Raw genomic sequence first — 19,310 nt, forward strand, 5'->3', positions numbered from 1 at the left:
AATTCATCAATTAACGTTTTCAGCGTAGAATTAGTTACAGAAATTGTCCGATCGCTAACTTGCATCTTTACTTACCTAGTCGTTTTAAAGCTTGCTGAATTCCTTTCTCAAAAGCCAGAATTTCGCTATTATTAATCTCTCTCTTCTCTTCCTTCGCGTCATGAGCACCTTCGCGGTTAAATCATTCCGATACAACCTGAAACGATATCACACCCTTGAAACAAAGTAGAGATGCGATCGACGATCGCATCTCTACCAAAATTTAAAGTAAGGCGCGCGCAGCGCACCCTACAAATTACCTACAAATTAGTAGTTTTGTGGAACCGGAGAACCTGACGCTCCTGAAAGGCTCGGTGACGCAGTGTTACTTGGTCCCGTACCATTCTTAGGCCGCTTCTTGATCAAGATCGGCTTCACACCATTTTCGGCGATCGGGGGATCTTCTTGTTGAGCGTAATCCGCACCCATCCAAGCTGGACGGCTTTGATCGAAAGCCATTTGCAAAGCAGCAGCGGCGATCGCGTGGGAGTCATACTCCTCAGACAACTGAGACACCAGAGGCAAGAAAGATGCCATCCGTTCCCCAGCCAAGGCTTCGCGAACCTTAGACTGCATCTTTTCCAACTGCCGCGCTTCTATTTGCGCCCGCGTCGGAATATTTCGCACCGTCAAACTTTGGCGAACGTGACGTTCGATCAAGCGCAGTTTCCGGCGGTCTACTGGTTGGATCAGCGTAATTGCGGTTCCTTCCCGACCGGCCCTGCCCGTGCGGCCGATCCGGTGAACGTAGCTTTCCACGCTGTCGGGTAAATCGTAGTTAATTACGTGAGTCAAGTGATCCACATCCAAACCGCGGGCTGCAATATCAGTCGCCACTACCCAGCGCACCTGACATTGGCGGAACCGCGACAGCAAACGTTCCCGCTGTGCTTGGTTCAAATTACCGTGATATTCATCAACGCTGTGGCCTGCTGCTTGCAGTTGGCTGGTGAGTTCCGCCGCCGACTGCCGAGTCCGCACAAAAATCAGCGCCGATTCCGGGTCTTCCATTTCTAGAATAGGCTGCAAAGCTCTTGCCTTCGACCAGCCGCGGGGAATCATGTAGACGCCTTGACCAATGCGCTTCGGCGTTGCTTTTGGTTGTTCTACGGTGACGTTAACTGGATTGCACAAATGCCGTGCCACCAATTTGCGAATGGAAGGTTCCATTGTCGCCGAGAAAAATGCCGTTTGACGTTCTTTTGGTGCTGCATCCAAGATTTTTTCCACATCTTGAATAAAGCCCATGCTTAGCATTTCGTCAGCTTCATCCAAAACCAACCATTTCACTCTGTCGAGTTTCAGGCTTCCCCGGCTCAACATATCCAAGATACGTCCGGGTGTACCGACCACAACGTGAACGCCACGCTTCAAGCGCTGCATTTGGCGATCGATCGACTGACCACCGTACACCGTCAAAACTTGTAGAGAGCGACCTACTTTCACCGGACCATCACTACTAATACCGCTCAAATCGCGGATGGCTTCAGTTACTTGCATCGCCAATTCGCGAGTTGGTGTCAGCACCAGTGCTTGCACCGCAGTTACATCTAAATCAATCCGCTCCAAGATGGGCAACGAGAATGCTGCCGTTTTGCCCGTTCCAGTTTGGGCTTGACCCACAACGTCGCGACCTGCTAGCAAGTGCGGAATTGCTTGTACTTGGATGGGAGTAGGTTCTGTAAAGCCTAGTGTTTCCAGATGGAGAACGAGTTCTTCCGAAAGACCCAAGCCTTCAAACAATAAATTCATTAATGCTCCTAATAACGAGTCTTAGCCTTCTAAGTCGCCCAACTCGGATGCGGATTTCTGCTCTAGGGCAGGAACTCATAAGAGTTCTGTATGGTGCTGCGCCTGCGCGCACCTTTTTAAATAGCAATCGAGTATAGGGCAGCTCCGTCGATGGTGACTAATTTACCAATTCGACAGCCGTCTTTGATTTTGTGACATGACCTACAAAAACCGCCAGCGGTTTGTTGTAAGCTTCCAACAGCCTTGAAAAGCATATTGAACTTCCTTTGAGGTACTCGCCAGTTTTCCCTCTTGGGCTTTTTATAGTGAGGATTATGACTAGCCCCACTTCACTAAATAATAGTAACCACGTTTATTGGTTCAGGCGCTATCCCGCAATCTTTCGTCTACGGGATTAAGTAAGGGATGTAGCGACCGTCACCGCCTATCAGCTCTACACTTCTTCGGCATACCGTTGTGGTGTGGGACCGACGGCGAAGCAATCTAGGATCATCCCGCTTATGTCTGGCTTGTTACTACATTATAGCTCTTTACATTCAGAAACAAAACATTAAATTTGTTAAAACTTTCTGATTGTTCTGTAGAGACTAACTACTGACTTGACCGTAAAGGTCGTAGACGTCTGCACCAGTAATTTTCACGGATACCATTGAACCGAGCCTCGCTGGTCCTGTTACATAGACGAGTCCGTCTACTTCGGGGGAGAACCGGGCGGATCTACCAATCAACTCACCTGTCTCTGGTTGTTCTTGTTCTATCAGGACATCGACTACCTGACCGACAGATTCTTGATTCTTCTTCAATGATATAGGTTGTTGTGCCGCCATTACCGAATTGCGCCAAATTTCCATTTTTTCTGCTGGAAGTTGATTTGGCAAGCTGTAGGCTGGCGTTCCTTCTTCGGCGGAAAATGTGAATACTCCGACGTGATCGAATTCGTGGCGCTTGACAAATTCCAGCAAGTGTGCTGCGTGTTCGTCTGTTTCGCCGGGGAAGCCGACTATAAAAGTTGTCCGCATCACGGCACCAGGTATTGATGCTTTCAGCCGATCGACTATAGCATCATTAATCCCAGCTTGAAAAGGCCGGTTCATCGCCCGCAGAATTTCGGGATGGGAATGTTGCAGGGGTAAATCCAAGTATGGCAGAACGTTTGGCGTTTCTCGCATTGCTTCGAAAACTTGCGGAGTCAAACCTGTAGGATAGGCGTAGTGCATCCGAATCCAAGGTACATCTACTTTACCCAAAGCCCGAAGTAGTTCAGCTAGCTTGGGTTCGCCGTAGATATCTTTGCCGTAGTTGGTGGTAATTTGAGAAATTAGGATAATTTCCTTTACCCCTTCCGAGGCTAATTGCTTAGCTTCGGCGACAATAGATTCTATGGTGCGCGATCGTTGATTTCCGCGCAAGTGGGGGATAATGCAAAAAGCGCAACGGTAGTCACAGCCTTCGGCTATTCGCAGATAAGCGACACCTTCGGATGTTGTGCGATAGCGGGGAGTAGTTTCGTCGGCGATGTAAGTTGGTTCACTAGAGACGAGGGAAACTCGATCGCCCTTTTCGACCCTTTGCATTACATCGACAATTTTATGATAGTCGCCAGTGCCGACAATTGCGACAGCTTCGGGCAATTCATCCAGCAATTGCTGCTGAAAATGCTGTGCCATGCAGCCAGTGATGACTACTTTTTTATTAGCTTCGGCTAATTCTACCAGGGTGCGGACTGATTCTTCTCGCGCAGCTTGGATAAAACTGCAAGTATTGACGACGACGTAATCGGCTAATTCTTCATTAGAATCGACTTCATAGCCTGCTTGAGCCAGCAAGCCAATCATGTGTTCGGTATCAATGCGATTTTTTTCGCAGCCGAGGTGGGTAAATGCGATCGTTGGCTTCGTTGCCATGCAGTAATATTTGCTGTTGCGCTATTTTCGAGAACATTTTATGATATCACACAATTTGAAAAATTGCAAGGTGTCGGTGGATGCGATCGGGGAATTACGCATCAAAACCAGAGAAACCGGGTTTTTACGAGAATACTTCGTTAGAGCGACAGAAACGCGAAAAAACCCGGTTTCTGACCACCCGCGCGTAAGTGATTCGGCGGTTGAAACCGCTACTAGACAAACAAAGTCCGCCTCTGCGGACTAAGAAATGGTTTGCCAAGCTTCGGAGTTATTGCGTAGAGTAATATAAGCTTGGTTTGCTGCTTCTAGAAACTGTTGTCTTCGGTATTGTTCGATGGCTTGTTCGAGAACTGCTTGGATTGATTTTCCAGAGCTTGCAGAGAGTTCTGCGAGGATTTTATAAGATATATTGGCGATCGTAACTGTAGAAGTTTGATTCATGTTAGTTTTTTATTTACCCCAACGTTACTCAACTATTATAGCTTTTATTGAAGACACGTTTTGATTAACCGACTCCATACAGATGACGGCAACTTTTAAGTTGACCGATGTTTTGCCGTCTAAATAAAAACTTTACACCAGTAATTCTATCCGTTCGTCTTGCGGGAAATCTTGCGGGAAGATTGCACCTCGTTTTTGTAGTTCATACTTTGCATCTTCAGATAGTCCGGCATTGTTACGAAATCGAGAACTTTCTACTTTGGCAGTGCTCAGATTGGCATTACTCAAGTCGGCATTGCTCAAGTTGGCAACTCTCAAGTCGGCATTGCTCAAGTTGGCACCACTCAAGTTGGCACCGCTCAAGTTGGCACTGATTAAGTTGACATTGCTCAAGTTAGCACCGCTCAAGTTGGCACTGCTCAAGTCGGCACTGCTCAAGTCGGCACCGCTCAAGTTGGCACTGCTCAAGTTGGCACTGCTCAAGTCGGCACTGATTAAGTTGACACTGATTAACTTGGCAACTCTCAAGTCGGCACTGCTCAAGTCGGCACTGCTCAAGTCGGCACCGCTCAAGTCGGCACCGCTCAATCTGGCACTTCTCAAATCGGCATCGCTTAAGTTAGCAACTCTCAAGTCGGTAGCTATCAGGTAGGCACTAATTAAGTTAGCACCACTCAAATCGGCATCACTCAAGTTGGCACTGCTCAAGTTAGCATCGCTCAAATTGGCGGCGCTCAGATTGGTCGATGTTAAATTAGCATTGTGCAAATTAGCATTGCTTAAATTGGCATTGCTTAAATTGGCATTGCTTAAATTGGTACCTCTCAAGTCGGCATCACTTAAGTCTGCAAAACTCAAGTCGGCATCCATCAGTAAAGCATTTCTCAAGTCAGCACCACTTAAGTCAGCGCGACAAAGTTTTACGTTTGTTAGTTTAGCATTGTTTAAGTTAGCAAAACTTAGATCGGCACGACTCAAATTGGCATTATCTAAGTCAGCGCGACTGAGATTGAATCTACTTAATTTGCAGCCAACTCCTTTAACACTACTTAAATCAGCTCCTGCTAAATCTTCATCGGGATTTAGGCCAGCCTGTTTTATCAATTCAGATAAATTATCTGTATCTGCTTCAATAATTTGCTTAATGTTATTAAGCGATTCAGACTCACTAGATTTAAGAGGTTGCGATTGCTTCGTTTCACTCGCAATGACAGAATCATGTATTAGCTGAGTCTGCCTCGCATAAAATTTAGTCAGTCGCTTCTCTTCACTCCAAGCAACAAACGCAATTCCCCCAACTACACTTAACCCTACTGTCAAAGCTGGCGGACTGCCCCCTGTCAGCAACAGCATCCCCAACCAACCCGTACCAACTTGAGCCGTTTGCTTGACTAAAGAATTTAAGCCAGCTTCAGCTTCTTCATAAAGACTAATTTGTTTGCGGTTGACTAAAGTCATATCAAATATCTCCTAGGGATTATTTTTCAAATCTTTTAAATCTGCCCAAAATCGACCAATAATTCGACCTGCGAGAACTATCCACAACAGAAAATCAGAAGCTACAATAATGAAACAAGCATAACGGGATACACCCCAAGGGCTTTCTTTCAGACAAATATCGAAACTTGAAAAATCTTTACCGATAATAATTTCACCGATTAAACCGGGAAGCTTTAAAAGAATACCGATCGCGATCGCATCCTGAATTGACCCAAAAACCGTCCTCCCAAGCGGGCCCATTAACCCATATAAAACCTGATCGACAAATTCTAAAACATTCATCACTAACTTTTGCGTGAATGTACCCAATTTCGTACTTACTGGAGGAGATGGCACTACAGGAGTTGGACTCGATTGGGATGGTGTCGAAGTCGGCGGAGTCACCGGAGTCGGTGGCGGATTCGGCGGCGTAGTCATTACGGCACGGTATAAACGGTATAAATTTTTATAAATCTCGATCGCACTTTTTCAGATTATATCACACCAGAAAGTCTAGGAATAACAGCTTTGGTTAGTTCGGCAAACCAGCAAGAAAAATCTGTTCTGCCGTTAATTTCAACTCTGGGAATGCCAGCGACTCAACTGTGTCATCTCCCCGAAACTGGCTGATTTGATATTCCCCGTCAACCAACTGGTAAACCGAGATAGTAGGTTGTTTCGGATTGCCAATGAAGCGTCTGCCGCCCAAAGCAGCATAATCCACAACCCAATATTCCGGGATACTTAATCTTTCATAATCAGCTACTTTAACCAGGTAATCATCTTGCCAGTTCGTGCTGACGACTTCTACAGCCAGTCGCACCGAAGACCCCATCGTGATGACAGATTCTTTTTTCCAGCGTGGTTCGTTTGCAAGTGCGGTTCTGTCTAGGACAATTACGTCTGGCTGATAACCTGCCTCGTCACGGGAAAGCTTGAGTAAGCAGTCACCAGGGATTGAGTAAGGCAATTGCAGTCGCCTGATTTCAAAATTGATTTCACTGGAAAGAAAACCCCTAACATCCGAATGGTCGCCGGTTCCTAAAGGCATTTCAACAATTACTCCATTGTGTAATTCGTACTTATGGACAGAGTTCTCTGGATACCAAGCAACGAACTCATCAAACGTGATTGTTTTGGATATGGTTTGGATCATATTGCGGTTTCCTCTGTCTGGTGATTAGTATACGGAAATCTAAAAGATGACACAATGTACAGAGTACAATTGACAAATTGGACTGTAGCTGATCAGACTACGATCGCCCGTCCCGACAAAACAGCACTTGATACAAAACGGGGATTTATCAAAAAATTGGTGTTCTTTTGTACCCGATTTGATATCCTTTTAATACCTGATCGCCCCCCAGTCCTTCTAGCTCGGCTCGGTTGCAGGCAGACCGGCTTGAAAAATCACCTCGGCCGTCAACCTCAACTCTGGGAAAGCCAGCGACTCAACTGTTTCATCGCCCTTAAACTGTTTTACCTGATACTCGCCGTCAACCAACTGGCAAACCGATAGTGTGGGTTGTTTGGGAGTACCGATGAACTTGCGGCCGCCCAAACCGAGGTAGTCCGCAATCCAGTATTCGGGGATGCCCATTTCTTCGTAGTCGGCGAATTTGAGATGGTAATCGTCCCGCCAGTTTGTGCTGACGACCTCTACAGCCAGCCGTACTGAAGACCCCATCGCGATGATGGTTTCCCTATCCCAGCGCGGTTCTTTTGCGAGAGCTGCTTCGTCTAGGACAACTACGTCTGGCAGGTAGCCCGCCTCGTTGCGGATGGGTTTGAGCAGGTAGTGGGCGGGGATAAAGCAAGGCAATTTCAGTCGCCTGATTTCTGCGATGATTTCGTCCCTGGTTAAAGCTATAACGCGGCAATGGCGGCCAGTTCCTAAAGGCATTTCAACAATTACTCCATTGTGTAGTTCGTACTTATGGACAGAGTTCTCTGGATACCAGGCAACGAACTCATCAAACGTGATTGTTTTCGATATGGTTTGGATCATGTTGTGGTTTCCTCTGTCTGGCGATTAGTATGCGAAAAGCTAGAAGATGACACAAGTCTTTTCCGTAAAATACGGAAAAGACTTGACATAGGAAGTGAAGTTTGCTATGTTATACTGCCCACAATATCAAAATACCGATCGCGCCGATCGACCTCAAGAAATTAGGAGACGGCAATGCCGTGTCCCTACCCACAATAATACTGTAGGGACACTCCAAGAGCCCATTGGTGTCAACTTAAGCTGTCAGCCCGCCAAGTCCTTTTGTCTGCCCCTCACGAGTCCAACCGGGGTTTAAACCCCTGTCTAATAGCTAAAGTCCTCTAAAAGAGGACTCAAGAACTCATCATCATCAGTCCTCTTTGAGAGGACTTGCGCTTTGAGACAGGGGTTTCAACCCCTGTCGGGCTATTGGTTCTACCTTAAGTTGACACCAATGGGCATTGCCGTCTCCTCTATATCATAAGGAGTGCAACCGGAATTGAAATAACTTAGTTATTTGGGATTTCACATAAGGCATTTTGCAACATACTTTCAAAAAAAGTATCCAGAGAAGTTCCTGATGCTTTCGTCATCGCAGAAAGCACACTTTTCTGAGCAAAAGAACAGTATAGCCCCGCTTCCAAGAACCAAGGTTTTCCCTGCGGATCTATCCGAAAATCAAATAGACTATAATCGCGACATCCCAAAGCGATGTGACACTTTCTGGCCATATCCCAAACTCTCTCAGTTACCGGATCGCTGATGTCAACTATCCACGATTTGGTACTATCTTTAGCGGCATAACCCAAGCTTCCATCATCATTTTGTTTCAGTTTATCGGCATAACTACGAATTGGCATTGTATCAGGATCGAGAGCATATTCTTCTAGTGGTAAACAGACTAACTCGCCAGCTTTGACGATAATTCCACAGCGAACTTCTCTACCCAATTCAATGAATTTTTCTACTAGCACTTCATCTGAATGAGTTAATGCTGTCTGCAAAGCTGCATCATAGTCAGCAGCATTTTTCACGAAAGCCACTCCAATGGAATTATCACTATTGACTGGCTTAAGTACGATCGGGAAATCAATCAAAGTTCGATCGCCCCCACGGACAATTTCTCCCAATGGTACACTTACCCCAGCGGCTGCTACCACTGCTTTAGCCTTCGCTTTATCAGCCACCAGCGCCATCAACTCTGCGGGATTACCCACATAAGGAATACTCAGCAAATCGAACAAGCTGCGGTATTGAGTCATGCCTGGGATACAAAACATCTGGGGGATCATTATGTCAATTTGGAGGTCGGTCAGCACCTGCACAGCGCCCGCTAAAGACATGGGACTAGCAGCCTCGATCGCACTTAGATCCAGAGAGGTAGGAAAACGCCATTGGCGATCGGGAGAAACATAGGCAATATGAAATTCATACAGTGCTGAATTAGCCGTATTTTCCAAACAATCTTGGGCATAAAGGCGCGACAAATTACAGTAAAAATCACTGACAGCCGATCCGACTAAATGCAAAACCCGTAATACTGACATACTCAATCTCCCCCTATTTCCACAAGTTTACCAATATTAAAATCAATCCGAATCCACTCTTTCGGCTTCTGCAAATTTCCCCATAGCAATAATGGAATTTGCCAATGATGCACCATCAAAAATGGTAATGGATCGTTCCAATCGAAGATGGCATCTTTACCTTGGGTGATAATTTGTAACCGCTCAGAAACTAGCTTTGGCGACGACAAATTAGTCACCAATCGCCAAATTTCATGGTAAATCCAGTAAGTCGGGCGACTTGATGCCAAGGGCTGCACAGTCTCAGGTAGAGCATCGTGTTCTAAATAAGCCTTAGCTACATCGGGATGGTTGTAAAACATCGTGATGGCTGAATGGGTGCGGGGATTACATTCGATCGCATAAATCTGTCCATCATCCGCCGCCTGAATGAAATCAAAGGAAACTTGTCCAGTCAAATTGAGGCTTTTGGCAAACTGACGAATCCAATTTTCGATGTCCGGGCGATCGACATTTTCGTAGTTTACCTGAAATGCGGATGATTCACAGCAACAATGCAACTGAACATGACCATCACGGATTGTACTGTGAGTGCAGAACTCTTGTCCCGGAATATATTCTTGCATAATCCAAGGTTTACTCTCAGAAATTGGTAAAGAGTTGACAAAAGCGGCAGTCTCTGATGGGGTTTGGCAGGGTAATTTAGTTAAGTTTAATCTGCGGATAGAATCGTAGGGAATACTTTTGATAATGTACGGGCGCTGTGCATGACTAAAATCAAAATCAATTACTTGCTGGGGATGGGTAATGCAATAGGACTTCGGGACTCGCAGCCCCAAGGCTTCCGCAGTGGCGGCAAATGTATATTTATCATCCAATCTTTGAAGGGTTTCCACATCGACGTGCATTACCGTACAGTGGGGAGAAAGCACCCTTTGGACTTCGGCATCGTAGTAACTGGCGACGGGACTGCACACGGGAACATAAACATTAACTCCCTCTTGTTGAACAATTTTTAAGAGTGCTTGGGAGTATTCTTTTGTCTGGGGATTTGGTACTGTGTAAAAGCGCTCGATCGCCCAAGAGTAACGATGACCAGTCAGCCAGTATTTCTCCGTTTCTATCAAAATTACTCGATGACCGGCTTTGTGGAAAGATCTCGCTAGCTGTAATGCCTTAGTCATCTTGCCCCCACTTATCAAAATTGTTTGGGGATTAGCTGTAGTCGGTGGAGACTGGAACGGTTTGATGATGATGGCTCTGAGCAAGGCTACGATTGTCAAGGCGAGATTCAGGGGCATTACTAATAGCAACAAAGTCAGAGTTGCTATTGTTTTAAGTGCTGTTTGGAAGCGCCGATTCCCCGCATTTTTTTCCTGTTCAGATGGCATCGCTGCAACTGAAATTGTTTTCATAATTAACTTTCTGGTATGACGTACTAACGGGAGCGTCCCGATTTTGCAAATATACTCGTAGGGGCGAAGCCTTCCGGCAGTAAATCTCTGGTTCTGACGAATTAATTCTCTATGTTAATCGACATCTAAATGCAGTTTTAGAGCAATATTTACAAACTGCATAATTTCCTCATTTAAACTCCCGACTGCATCGCTGGTAATTCGCTGTTTAGAAATTGTCCGTATTTGCTGTACTTGCACTTTAGAAGATTTGGATAAACCGCTATCCTCTGGATTTAGCAATACCTCGAAAGGGTAGACACGGGTTATATTCGAGGTAATTGGTAGAATTGTAACTGTATTGGCGGCACGGTTATTAGCATCATTGCTTACCACCAATACGGGACGGCTTTTGTCTATCTCAGAACCGACTGTAGGACTGAGATTCGCATAGTAAATTTCACCACGTTTCATCTGTTAATCCATCGGCAACTGTTAAATCCCAAACGGAGTCTACTTCGCTAGATGCTTGTCGGTAAGCAGATTCTAGTTCTTGATTCCGCAACAATTCCAAAGCTAATTCAATTACTTTGGATGGCGATTTGCATCCTTTGGCAATTTTGTAGCTTTCAATGAACTGTAGTAGTGATTGTGATAGGGAAATTGATATTTCTTTAGCTTGCATTATCTTAGCAATTGGTAATTACAAAGATTTCTACTTAACTATAGCATAAGCAGTAAATGCAGTTTCAGATTGGGGCAACTACCTGATGATTTTGGGGTAGGGACACCGCACCGTGTCCAAGGAGTGTCAACTTAAACTGTCAGCCCGCCAAGTTCGTCTGTGGGCCCGGAGTCCGCCAGGGGTTGAAACCCCTGTCTAATAGCTAAAGTCCTCTCAAAGAGGACTAATTAGTTGAAAATTCTTCTCTTCAGTCCTCTTTTAGAGGACTTTAGCTTTGAGGCGGGGGTTTAAACCCCCGCCGGACTATGGGTTTGACCTTAAGTTGACACCAACGGGCACGGTGCCGTCTCCTAATTAATATTGCTAAACGCGCCGAATCAAGGTAATCCCATCTCTCAATGGCACTAACACCTGCTCTACGCGCGGATCATCAACCAGAGACTGATTGAATTTGCCGATCGCAATTCCGTTAGCATTAGTAGTACCAGACAAATAGGGCTGTCCCTGCATCAGAGTATTGTCAGCACAAATCAAGCCATTGGGAGCCAACAAACCAGTCGTGAGTAGTAAATCGAGATAGTCAGTGTATCCACCTTTGTCAGCATCGATAAACACTAAATCGAACACTTCTCCAGCATCAGCCAGTTGTTTCATGGTTTCTAAAGCCGGTGCTACCTTCACTGAGATTTTGTGGCCAGCAGTCGATTCGTTGAAACACTTTTGGGCAAATTGTGCGACGTAAGTATCTACTTCGCAGGCTACTACTTCTCCATCAACAGGAAGGGCTTCAGCCATCGCTAGTGCTGAGTAACCAGTAAACATCCCGATTTCCAGTACGCGCTGTGCTTTGGTGAGATGGACGAGAAATTTCAGCATTTGCCCCTCCACATGGCCGGAGAGCATTTCCTGTTCCAAGTGGCGCACTGTCTCGCCGTCGGAGAATCGCTGACTCCAATCTTCTGATTGGGTGCGTTTTACTAAGGTGGCTAAATCCGCAGATTCCGCTGTGGTGCAAAGGTTCAGGTAGGGATCGAGACCATTTGCTAATTCGTAGGCTTGTTGCAATTCTGCCTTGAAAGCTCGATCGATCCCATCTTGAGACTCTACCTGCTGGACAAGACTTTCCAGTAAAGAGGCTAAAATCCCGACTGGGGTAACAGGTCTCATCTTTATACCCCGGCTGTGGAAAGAGTCCCAACTTTGTCCAATACCACGTACATATTCTCGCCATCACCATTGCGTGGATAGCTATGACAGATTTTTTGATGCACCGCTAGGGCTTCATCCAACTCGGTTCGAGTCAAATCGTTCATGAAAAAGCAGTCACCAATGGGGCATGGAGCTGCCGCACGTTGGAGACCGTCACGGGTACGGGCGATCGATGTTGTAGCCTTCCAGAGCAGTTCTGAGGTGAGATAAGGGCTATCAATTGCTAGTCCTAGGCGACTCATTAATCCTAAGATGCGATCGCGATCGGCGATCGAAATGTAGCCCCGCTGTTGAGCAATCGTCGCCGAAAAAGCCATATCGATAGCGACACTATGGCCGTGGAACATCGGAATTTCCGGTGTTAGTTCCAGCGTCGGACTCCAGGTGTGACCATAAGCAATCACTCGATCCAAGTCTAGCTCGTGTAGGTTTGGTACTTCTAATGCCAGCATTGACTCAATGGCGTTGTAGGTTAAGCGATGTGCTACTTCGCGCAGTTCAGATGTGCCGTCTAGATACCCAAAATGGCTATGCAGCAATGCTTCACCGTAGTTTTCCAGCAACTCAAAGATTTCTTTGTTACCTACTACGGCGATCTTAATTAACTCTGCCATGCCGTTGCGTATTTGGTCGATCGGCAGAGTTTTCAGGAAAGAGAAGTCTAAAATTACTTTCTTTGAAGCGTGGTAAGCACCGAGGCGGTTTTTCAGTTTACCGTGGTTCACGGCTACCTTGATCGCCACACTGGCATCAATCAGCCCAATTAGACTTGTTGGTACACGAATATAGTTAGTCCGACGGCGATAGGAGGAGCAGGCAAAACCAGCTACGTCAGTAGTCAATCCACCACCAACTACCAACACAGGTTCTTTCCGCACCAGTCCGAAATCAACGAAGGCATCTATGATGCTTTCAAAAGTTGTTAAGGTCTTATCGGGTTCCTTGATACTCACTGGAAAGACGGTTAAATCTATCTCGTGATATTTGAAATAAGCCTGCATCTGCTTGCCATACAGACCATACACTGTTTCGTCTACAACCATTAAACAGCGGCCAAATTGGCGGTAGCTATCGGCAATTTCTGGATTTTCAAGTTTGAAAGCACCATCTACATAGAGTAAGCTGAAGTCAATTTTTTCGTACCCTTCAATATGAAAAGCGCGATCGGTAGATGTAAACGTAGCTTGAATGTCACCCATAAAATTGTTGCAATTTCCGGCTGGTAAGTAACTGTAAGTATCCGGGCTACCCTCAAAATTATCAATCCCTTTTCTGGCAAGCTTTCTAGGTGTTAACTGAACAAATTGATTATTTAAGATTTCATTAACAATTGACCTGAAAATTAATTTTCAGGGCTGTTCGTTAAGAATACATTAAATACTGTTTATACAGTCTTTATGATGAAAGCTATCCTAGGATCTAGTTGAGACTGCCTTAATGCTTACACAAAACTTAACATAACGAATTTCTCATATTTGTGCAACCAGATTCATCTAAATCTCATAAAAATGTTGAGAAATATTAGATAGTTAGGGATTTTTAGTTAAAAAGTCGATCTTCATTCAGTATTTTATCAGTATTGTGTATAATATAATATTTAATAAATATAAATTACTTAGGTATGTCTATAAATGTATAAAAAAAATACATAAAATCGTGAGAGTATTTTATAGCAGTCGCCTTAACAGCCTTGGCGGTTGCTATAAATTAACTTAGAGCCTCAATTCAGCTTAGGCTGGAAAGACCAAAGACAAATCCAGAGACAAATCGGGAAAACCCGGAATTACCACAGTCTCATTTTGTAGAACGATGTTTTGCGATCGATAATTGAAAGCCCCTTGTCTTTTTTGATAAGGTTCGCTGTACATTTCCAGTTGATTATCGACTAAATTAAATATCCAATAATTAGAAATCCCAGCTTCAGCATAGAGAGATAACTTAGTTATTTGATCGTATTTTAAACTAGAATCGGAAACCTCAATCACTAACAAGATATCCGCAGGTTCCGGGTGAGAAGCTAAATAATTATCAGAACGATTGCGGGCGATAACCACATCAGGTTCTGGTTCGCTATCTGTAGTAGATAAAATTATCGGATCTTGTACGCGGACACGAGCGCGTCTTGTCAGTAAAATTATTAACTCCTCAACTAAAAGACTGTTGCAAAAAGAGTGAAGTCTACCTTTAGCAGCCATTTTGATAAGTTCTCCGCGAATCAATTCTACTCGCTCATCGGGACCGAAAAATCCTAGTTCTCCCAAACAGTGATATTCGGCGATCGAGAATCGTTTTGCAGTTACAGTAGTCATAGCTTTGCTTACCTAGTATTCTACAAGCGACGAGCGAGGCAGAGCCTCTGGATCTCGGTTCCCAGGCAGAGCCGGGGAACCAGTTGGAATCACATATTGACACTCAAGCGGTCTAAAGACGCTGAGATTCTGCGGACAAAGTAGGCTTGGGTAATACCCAAAGTCTAACTCTCGCGGGGACTAAAGTCCCTCGCGCCGCTTCCCTAGGAAGGACTGAAGTCTCTGAGTTTCCCGCATCCCGTATTGATTTATGATATATATTAGGCTAGATCACCTGACAGCACTTCAACAGCAGACGCAGCAGCTAATTTATCGTAAGAACTTCCACCCAAACCATTAACTTGACGCATCAAAGTGCCCATTTCCAAAGCACTCATTGCATAATTCCAGCCCAAATTGCTCTTAATTCCGGCCCTTTCCAAAGCTTGCTGCATCGTGTCAGTCGTCACCACCCCAAAAATCACCGGTACTCCACTTTGAAAAGCAGCAGCAGCAATTCCCTTAGAAACCTCACCAGCGACAAAATCGAAATGAGGAGTTTGGCCGCGAATCACCGCACCCAGACAGATTACTGCATCATAGCGACGAGAAAATGCAGCTTGACGAGCAATCAAAGGAATTTCAAAACATCCCGGAACCCAATAAAAATCAACCTGATTACCATGAGGATTGATATCAACCCCGTGGCGTTTCAAACAATCTTGACAACCTTCCAAAAGTTTGTTGACTACCATGTCGTTAAAACGACCAATGACAATCGCAAACCGCAAAGATTCTGTTTGAGTAAAAGTACCCTCGAAAACTGCCATAATTTTATACTTTGGTAATTGGTAAGTGGTAATTGGATTTTTTTTAGCTTTATTTATGAGTTGTGAGCTTTAAATTTTGGCCTTGAATTAATCTTTTGAAAAAGTCACTTCAATCAATAATTCAATCCAAATTTAAAACTACTAATTATAGCATAAATTTAAGTCAAAATTCAAAACTCACAACTATTTTACGTCGATCTAGACCGAATTTTAAACTACCAAAAAGTTTAAAACACCCACGGCAATAACCAGCAAAAACCAGAGACCCGAACCTGCAAAAATCAGTGTTTTAGACTGACTCCAGTTTTGGGGAGAAGCATAAGCAACTGGAACGCCAACTACCATCACAAAAGATAGCAGTACCAAACCTAGTAAAACAAGTTGAAACAGAATTGATAACATTTTTTCTCCTTTCGATATAGCGGTGGGATGATTGATCGGAAAATTGTCGGTTGTTGAAATTCGACTGGCCCGTACAAATTCTCAGTGGTGCGAACAGCAGTCAGCAGCTCTTGAGATTTACTTAAATTTTACCATTATTGGCTGCTGCGATTGAAACTAGAATCCATACTTGACTAAGCTTGAGTTATAGTGCGATCGGCTCGTGTGCTGTTCGTGAGCCAGATTCAGGGACACTTTGGGTTAGAGATGCAGGATTTGTTTATGGACTTAGTTTTGTGCCACACTACAGCAGATTTTGACACCTTGGGAGCGGCGGTGGGACTTTGCGTGCTGCACCCCGGTACTAGAATCGTGCTCGCTGGTGGGTGTCACCCCACGGTACGGGATTTTTTGGCGCTACACCGCGATGAGTACCCGTTAATCGAACGTCGATCGGTCAATCCGCAACAAATTCGATCGATCGCCATTGTTGATGCTAGCACGCGCGATCGCCTAGGAAAAGCCGCCGAGTGGCTAGATTTGCCACAACTTAACGAAATTACGGTTTTCGATCACCATTTAGAAGCCCCTTCAGACATCGGGGCCACCGTCACCCACATCGAAGCAGTCGGGGCCACCACTACTTTAATAGTCGAAAAACTTAGGGAAAAATTCGCAAATCAAGTCCCACAGAGCAACCAAGAATTCCATCTCGATCCCTCAGAAGCCACAGTCATGGCCCTCGGTATCCACGTCGATACAGGTTCCCTCACCTTCGAGGGTGCAACGGCGCGAGATGCAAATGCTTTGGCGTGGTTGATGCAGCAGGGAGCGAGTTTGGGAGTCATCGCTGAATATGTAGAACCCGGTTTGTCTGCTCAATTACAGGATTTGCTCAAAGAAGCTCTGAATAATTTGCGATCGCAAACTGTACGCGGTAACAGTGTAGCGTGGGTATTGCTCACCACCGATGCCTATGTTCCGGGACTTTCTGCCCTAGCATCTCGCTTGCTGGATTTGACGGAAACCGATGCTCTGCTATTAGGAAATGTGTATAAATCTGGTGAAAAACAAAAGAGCGATACCATCGATCCCGACTCTCCCGAATCGTCAGTTTCCAATCGATTAACTATTATCGGTCGATCGCGCATAGAAGGCACAAACCTCAGCACATTATTCAAACCCCTAGGTGGCGGAGGCCACGCCCGCGCCGCCTCCCTAGCTGTCAGAGATGTGGAACCCTTACTAACTTTAAATCAGTTAGCTGAGGAACTCAAAGCTCAAATTCCCCATCCGCCCACAGCCCGTGAATTAATGTCATCTCCAGTGCGGAGTATTCGCCCAGAAACTTCTGTGGGTGATGCTCACCGTATCCTCCTACGTTACGGACATTCCGGGCTTTCTGTGGTCGATAACGGCGATCGGCTGGCGGGAATTATCTCGCGTCGCGACATTGACATTGCCCTGCACCACGGCTTCAGTCACGCTCCTGTCAAGGGTTACATGACTCCGCAGCTCAAAACCATCACCCCCGATACCTTGTTACCAGAAATTGAATCTTTAATGGTGACTTATGATATCGGGCGTTTGCCGGTGTTGGAAAATGGCTTACTGGTGGGAATTGTGACTCGCACTGATGTGTTGCGCCAATTGCACCAACAAAAAGGACGAGACACAGCAAGTGATACCGAATTGTCCTATTGTCATTTACCTGAAGTGGTTGAGCCGTTGTTGCGATCGCGTATTAGTCCTGAATTATGGCAATTATTGTCGATCTCCGCCAACATTGCACAAGAGCGAGGCTGGCAACTGTATATTGTCGGTGGAGCCGTTCGAGATTTACTCTTAACTTTGACATCAGACAGGCAAGATGCCCAACCCCTACTCCCGACAACAACATCCAATTCTGGTGCTATAGGCAAGATGCCTGTTGCTGAGAGTGCCGCCGATCGGTTAGAGGCTAATGATACACTGCAACTAATGGATATCGATCTGGTTGTAGATGGTGATGGGCGATCGGGTAACTCTGGTGCTGGTGTCGAATTAGCCTCCGAACTACAAAAACTATACCCCACCTCCCGTTTAGAGATTCACGGTGAATTTCAAACCGCCGCCCTGTTGTGGCACAAAGACTCCCCTTTCGGCTCCCTCTGGCTGGATATCGCTACGGCTCGTACTGAATTTTATCCTTATCCCGCCGCCAATCCTGAAGTTGAAGCCAGTTCGATTCGCCAAGATTTGTACCGTAGAGATTTTACCATTAATGCCCTAGCAGTCAGATTGGGTACGCCGCGATCGGGCGAATTGTTAGATTTTTTTGGCGGTTTGTTAGACTTGGAAGGTAAACAAATTCGAGTTTTGCACGCCAATAGTTTTATTGAAGATCCGACGCGAATTTATCGAGCTGTGCGGTTTGCGGTGCGGCTGGGATTTTCCATTGAGCCGCAGACGGAAGGATATATTCGCCACGCTCTAGCCAGCGGGATTTATTATCGAATTCAAGGAGAAAATGGTCGCGCTCCGGCTTTGGAAACCAGGCTCAAAAGTGAATTAAAATACATTTTGCAAGCTCCTTATTGGCAAGTTGCTTTGCAAATTTTGGGAGATTTGCAGGCGTTGCGCTGCATTCATCCTACGTTAGATTTGGACAAAGCGCTCTGGCATCAATTGCGTCTGCTAGAACGTTTTTTGCAAGGAAGGAAGGAAGAAGAACCCCCCCCAGCCCCCCCCAAGGGGGGAAGGAAGAAGAACCCCCCCCAGCCCCCCCCAAGGGGGGAAGGAAGAAGAACCCCCCCCAGCCCCCCCCAAGGGGGGAAGGAAGAAGAACCCCCCCCAGCCCCCCCCAAGGGGGGAAGGAAGAAGGAAGAAAAAGAAACTATTCCCAATTCCCAATTCCCAATTCCCCATTCCCCATTCCCCATTATCAATATTCCTGATTGGCAGATGCGACTAGAAGTTTTAATCGCTTATTTAGCGCCGGAATATCGGGGTAAGGTGGCTACCAATCTTAAATTACCTGCTGATAGCATTAAGCGACTTCAAGATTTGTCAGCCCGCAATTCTGAGGTGTTAGAGCGTTTGCCCAAGTGTGAGTTGCCGAGTCAATTGGTGCTATTTTTGCGGAATTATGAGTTACCGATGTTAATTGCGATCGCCCTGCAAAGTCCCCGAAGTGTTCGACACCAAATTTGGGAATTTTTCACCAAGTGGGTGAAGGTTGAAGCCCCTTTGAATGGCAATGATTTGAAGGCTTTGGGCTACAAGCCTGGGCCTGGGTTTAAACTCATGTTGGATGATTTGTTGGCGGCGACTTTGGATGGGCATTTGGGCGATCGCACTTCGGCAATTGCTTTTTTGGCAGCACATTATCCTCTATCAAAATAGGTGAAAAT

Annotated in this window: 19 protein-coding genes; 3 read left to right on the plus strand and 16 right to left on the minus strand. The window is 45.6% G+C overall.

Annotated elements, in window-relative coordinates:
* Positions 1 to 306: 306 nt before the first annotated feature.
* A complete protein-coding gene (locus AAFP11_RS04870; protein WP_341736000.1) occupies positions 307 to 1,791 on the minus strand; it encodes a DEAD/DEAH box helicase in 1,485 nt (494 codons plus the stop codon).
* 587 nt (positions 1,792 to 2,378) lie between these two features.
* A complete protein-coding gene (gene rimO, locus AAFP11_RS04875) occupies positions 2,379 to 3,695 on the minus strand; it encodes a 30S ribosomal protein S12 methylthiotransferase RimO (RefSeq protein WP_341736001.1) in 1,317 nt (438 codons plus the stop codon).
* 40 nt (positions 3,696 to 3,735) lie between these two features.
* Between rimO and AAFP11_RS04880 the strand changes: the two genes are divergently transcribed.
* Positions 3,736 to 3,942, plus strand: coding sequence for a hypothetical protein (locus tag AAFP11_RS04880; RefSeq protein WP_341736002.1), 207 nt, complete (start codon positions 3,736 to 3,738; stop codon positions 3,940 to 3,942).
* Here the strand turns inward: AAFP11_RS04880 and AAFP11_RS04885 are convergent.
* From AAFP11_RS04885 to AAFP11_RS04895, 3 genes are all read right to left on the minus strand, one after another.
* Positions 3,939 to 4,139 carry a hypothetical protein gene (locus tag AAFP11_RS04885; RefSeq protein ID WP_341736003.1) on the minus strand — a complete coding sequence of 67 codons (201 nt, stop codon included), beginning with the start codon at positions 4,137 to 4,139 and terminating at the stop codon, positions 3,939 to 3,941. The genes AAFP11_RS04880 and AAFP11_RS04885 overlap by 4 nt on opposite strands.
* Before the next feature lie 132 nt (positions 4,140 to 4,271).
* Entirely contained in the window at positions 4,272 to 5,597 is a 1,326-nt protein-coding gene (locus AAFP11_RS04890) for a pentapeptide repeat-containing protein (RefSeq protein ID WP_341736004.1), read from the minus strand.
* A 12-nt stretch (positions 5,598 to 5,609) separates the two neighbouring features.
* Positions 5,610 to 5,921: a hypothetical protein gene (locus tag AAFP11_RS04895; protein WP_341736005.1), complete on the minus strand. Its 312-nt coding sequence runs from the start codon at positions 5,919 to 5,921 to the stop codon at positions 5,610 to 5,612.
* 13 nt (positions 5,922 to 5,934) lie between these two features.
* On the opposite strand from AAFP11_RS04895, the gene AAFP11_RS04900 reads away from it, so the two are divergent.
* On the plus strand, positions 5,935 to 6,090 hold the full coding sequence (locus tag AAFP11_RS04900; RefSeq protein WP_341736006.1) for a hypothetical protein: 156 nt from the start codon (positions 5,935 to 5,937) through the stop codon (positions 6,088 to 6,090).
* A gap of 60 nt (positions 6,091 to 6,150) precedes the next feature.
* Here the strand turns inward: AAFP11_RS04900 and AAFP11_RS04905 are convergent, their stop codons facing one another.
* The 11 genes from AAFP11_RS04905 to psbZ form a co-directional block, all read right to left on the minus strand.
* A complete protein-coding gene (locus tag AAFP11_RS04905; RefSeq protein WP_341736007.1) occupies positions 6,151 to 6,774 on the minus strand; it encodes a Uma2 family endonuclease in 624 nt (207 codons plus the stop codon).
* 216 nt (positions 6,775 to 6,990) lie between these two features.
* Positions 6,991 to 7,626, minus strand: coding sequence for a Uma2 family endonuclease (locus AAFP11_RS04910; protein ID WP_341736008.1), 636 nt, complete (start codon positions 7,624 to 7,626; stop codon positions 6,991 to 6,993).
* A 488-nt stretch (positions 7,627 to 8,114) separates the two neighbouring features.
* Positions 8,115 to 9,152 carry a D-alanine--D-alanine ligase gene (locus AAFP11_RS04915; protein WP_341736009.1) on the minus strand — a complete coding sequence of 346 codons (1,038 nt, stop codon included), beginning with the start codon at positions 9,150 to 9,152 and terminating at the stop codon, positions 8,115 to 8,117.
* A gap of 2 nt (positions 9,153 to 9,154) precedes the next feature.
* Positions 9,155 to 10,546 (minus strand): ATP-grasp domain-containing protein, encoded by a 1,392-nt coding sequence (locus tag AAFP11_RS04920; RefSeq protein ID WP_341736010.1) that lies wholly within the window; start codon positions 10,544 to 10,546, stop codon positions 9,155 to 9,157.
* Positions 10,547 to 10,660: 114 nt separating this feature from the next.
* Positions 10,661 to 10,999: a type II toxin-antitoxin system PemK/MazF family toxin gene (locus tag AAFP11_RS04925; protein ID WP_236503380.1), complete on the minus strand. Its 339-nt coding sequence runs from the start codon at positions 10,997 to 10,999 to the stop codon at positions 10,661 to 10,663.
* Entirely contained in the window at positions 10,986 to 11,210 is a 225-nt protein-coding gene (locus tag AAFP11_RS04930) for a CopG family transcriptional regulator (RefSeq protein WP_340522664.1), read from the minus strand. Before AAFP11_RS04930 ends, AAFP11_RS04925 begins: the two co-directional genes overlap by 14 nt.
* A gap of 363 nt (positions 11,211 to 11,573) precedes the next feature.
* Positions 11,574 to 12,377 carry a class I SAM-dependent methyltransferase gene (locus AAFP11_RS04935; RefSeq protein WP_341736011.1) on the minus strand — a complete coding sequence of 268 codons (804 nt, stop codon included), beginning with the start codon at positions 12,375 to 12,377 and terminating at the stop codon, positions 11,574 to 11,576.
* A 2-nt stretch (positions 12,378 to 12,379) separates the two neighbouring features.
* Positions 12,380 to 13,618: a sedoheptulose 7-phosphate cyclase gene (locus AAFP11_RS04940; RefSeq protein WP_341736012.1), complete on the minus strand. Its 1,239-nt coding sequence runs from the start codon at positions 13,616 to 13,618 to the stop codon at positions 12,380 to 12,382.
* 531 nt (positions 13,619 to 14,149) lie between these two features.
* Positions 14,150 to 14,728 carry a Uma2 family endonuclease gene (locus AAFP11_RS04945; RefSeq protein ID WP_341736013.1) on the minus strand — a complete coding sequence of 193 codons (579 nt, stop codon included), beginning with the start codon at positions 14,726 to 14,728 and terminating at the stop codon, positions 14,150 to 14,152.
* Positions 14,729 to 14,988: 260 nt separating this feature from the next.
* Entirely contained in the window at positions 14,989 to 15,537 is a 549-nt protein-coding gene (gene ribH / locus AAFP11_RS04950) for a 6,7-dimethyl-8-ribityllumazine synthase (RefSeq protein ID WP_340522660.1), read from the minus strand.
* A gap of 210 nt (positions 15,538 to 15,747) precedes the next feature.
* Positions 15,748 to 15,939, minus strand: coding sequence for a photosystem II reaction center protein PsbZ (gene psbZ, locus AAFP11_RS04955; RefSeq protein ID WP_341736014.1), 192 nt, complete (start codon positions 15,937 to 15,939; stop codon positions 15,748 to 15,750).
* A gap of 261 nt (positions 15,940 to 16,200) precedes the next feature.
* On the opposite strand from psbZ, the gene AAFP11_RS04960 reads away from it, so the two are divergent.
* Positions 16,201 to 19,302 (plus strand): CBS domain-containing protein, encoded by a 3,102-nt coding sequence (locus AAFP11_RS04960; protein WP_341736112.1) that lies wholly within the window; start codon positions 16,201 to 16,203, stop codon positions 19,300 to 19,302.
* Positions 19,303 to 19,310 lie beyond the last annotated feature (8 nt).

Source organism: Microcoleus sp. CAWBG640 (assembly GCF_020883015.1).
Taxonomy (GTDB): Bacteria; Cyanobacteriota; Cyanobacteriia; order Cyanobacteriales; family Microcoleaceae; genus Microcoleus; species Microcoleus anatoxicus.

Bases quoted from the DNA above. Each gene is read 5' to 3' on its own strand.
- AAFP11_RS04880 (WP_341736002.1), top strand. From the start codon at position 3,736: ATGATATCACACAATTTGAAAAATTGCAAGGTGTCGGTGGATGCGATC.
- AAFP11_RS04960 (WP_341736112.1), top strand. From the start codon at position 16,201: ATGGACTTAGTTTTGTGCCACACTACAGCAGATTTTGACACCTTGGGA.
- AAFP11_RS04885 (WP_341736003.1), bottom strand. From the start codon at position 4,139: ATGAATCAAACTTCTACAGTTACGATCGCCAATATATCTTATAAAATC.
- psbZ (WP_341736014.1), bottom strand. From the start codon at position 15,939: ATGTTATCAATTCTGTTTCAACTTGTTTTACTAGGTTTGGTACTGCTA.
- AAFP11_RS04930 (WP_340522664.1), bottom strand. From the start codon at position 11,210: ATGCAAGCTAAAGAAATATCAATTTCCCTATCACAATCACTACTACAG.
- AAFP11_RS04935 (WP_341736011.1), bottom strand. From the start codon at position 12,377: ATGAGACCTGTTACCCCAGTCGGGATTTTAGCCTCTTTACTGGAAAGT.
- rimO (WP_341736001.1), bottom strand. From the start codon at position 3,695: ATGGCAACGAAGCCAACGATCGCATTTACCCACCTCGGCTGCGAAAAA.
- AAFP11_RS04910 (WP_341736008.1), bottom strand. From the start codon at position 7,626: ATGATCCAAACCATATCGAAAACAATCACGTTTGATGAGTTCGTTGCC.
- AAFP11_RS04940 (WP_341736012.1), bottom strand. From the start codon at position 13,618: ATGGGTGACATTCAAGCTACGTTTACATCTACCGATCGCGCTTTTCAT.
- ribH (WP_340522660.1), bottom strand. From the start codon at position 15,537: ATGGCAGTTTTCGAGGGTACTTTTACTCAAACAGAATCTTTGCGGTTT.
- AAFP11_RS04905 (WP_341736007.1), bottom strand. From the start codon at position 6,774: ATGATCCAAACCATATCCAAAACAATCACGTTTGATGAGTTCGTTGCT.
- AAFP11_RS04895 (WP_341736005.1), bottom strand. From the start codon at position 5,921: ATGAATGTTTTAGAATTTGTCGATCAGGTTTTATATGGGTTAATGGGC.
- AAFP11_RS04870 (WP_341736000.1), bottom strand. From the start codon at position 1,791: ATGAATTTATTGTTTGAAGGCTTGGGTCTTTCGGAAGAACTCGTTCTC.
- AAFP11_RS04890 (WP_341736004.1), bottom strand. From the start codon at position 5,597: ATGACTTTAGTCAACCGCAAACAAATTAGTCTTTATGAAGAAGCTGAA.
- AAFP11_RS04915 (WP_341736009.1), bottom strand. From the start codon at position 9,152: ATGTCAGTATTACGGGTTTTGCATTTAGTCGGATCGGCTGTCAGTGAT.
- AAFP11_RS04925 (WP_236503380.1), bottom strand. From the start codon at position 10,999: ATGAAACGTGGTGAAATTTACTATGCGAATCTCAGTCCTACAGTCGGT.
- AAFP11_RS04920 (WP_341736010.1), bottom strand. From the start codon at position 10,546: ATGAAAACAATTTCAGTTGCAGCGATGCCATCTGAACAGGAAAAAAAT.
- AAFP11_RS04945 (WP_341736013.1), bottom strand. From the start codon at position 14,728: ATGACTACTGTAACTGCAAAACGATTCTCGATCGCCGAATATCACTGT.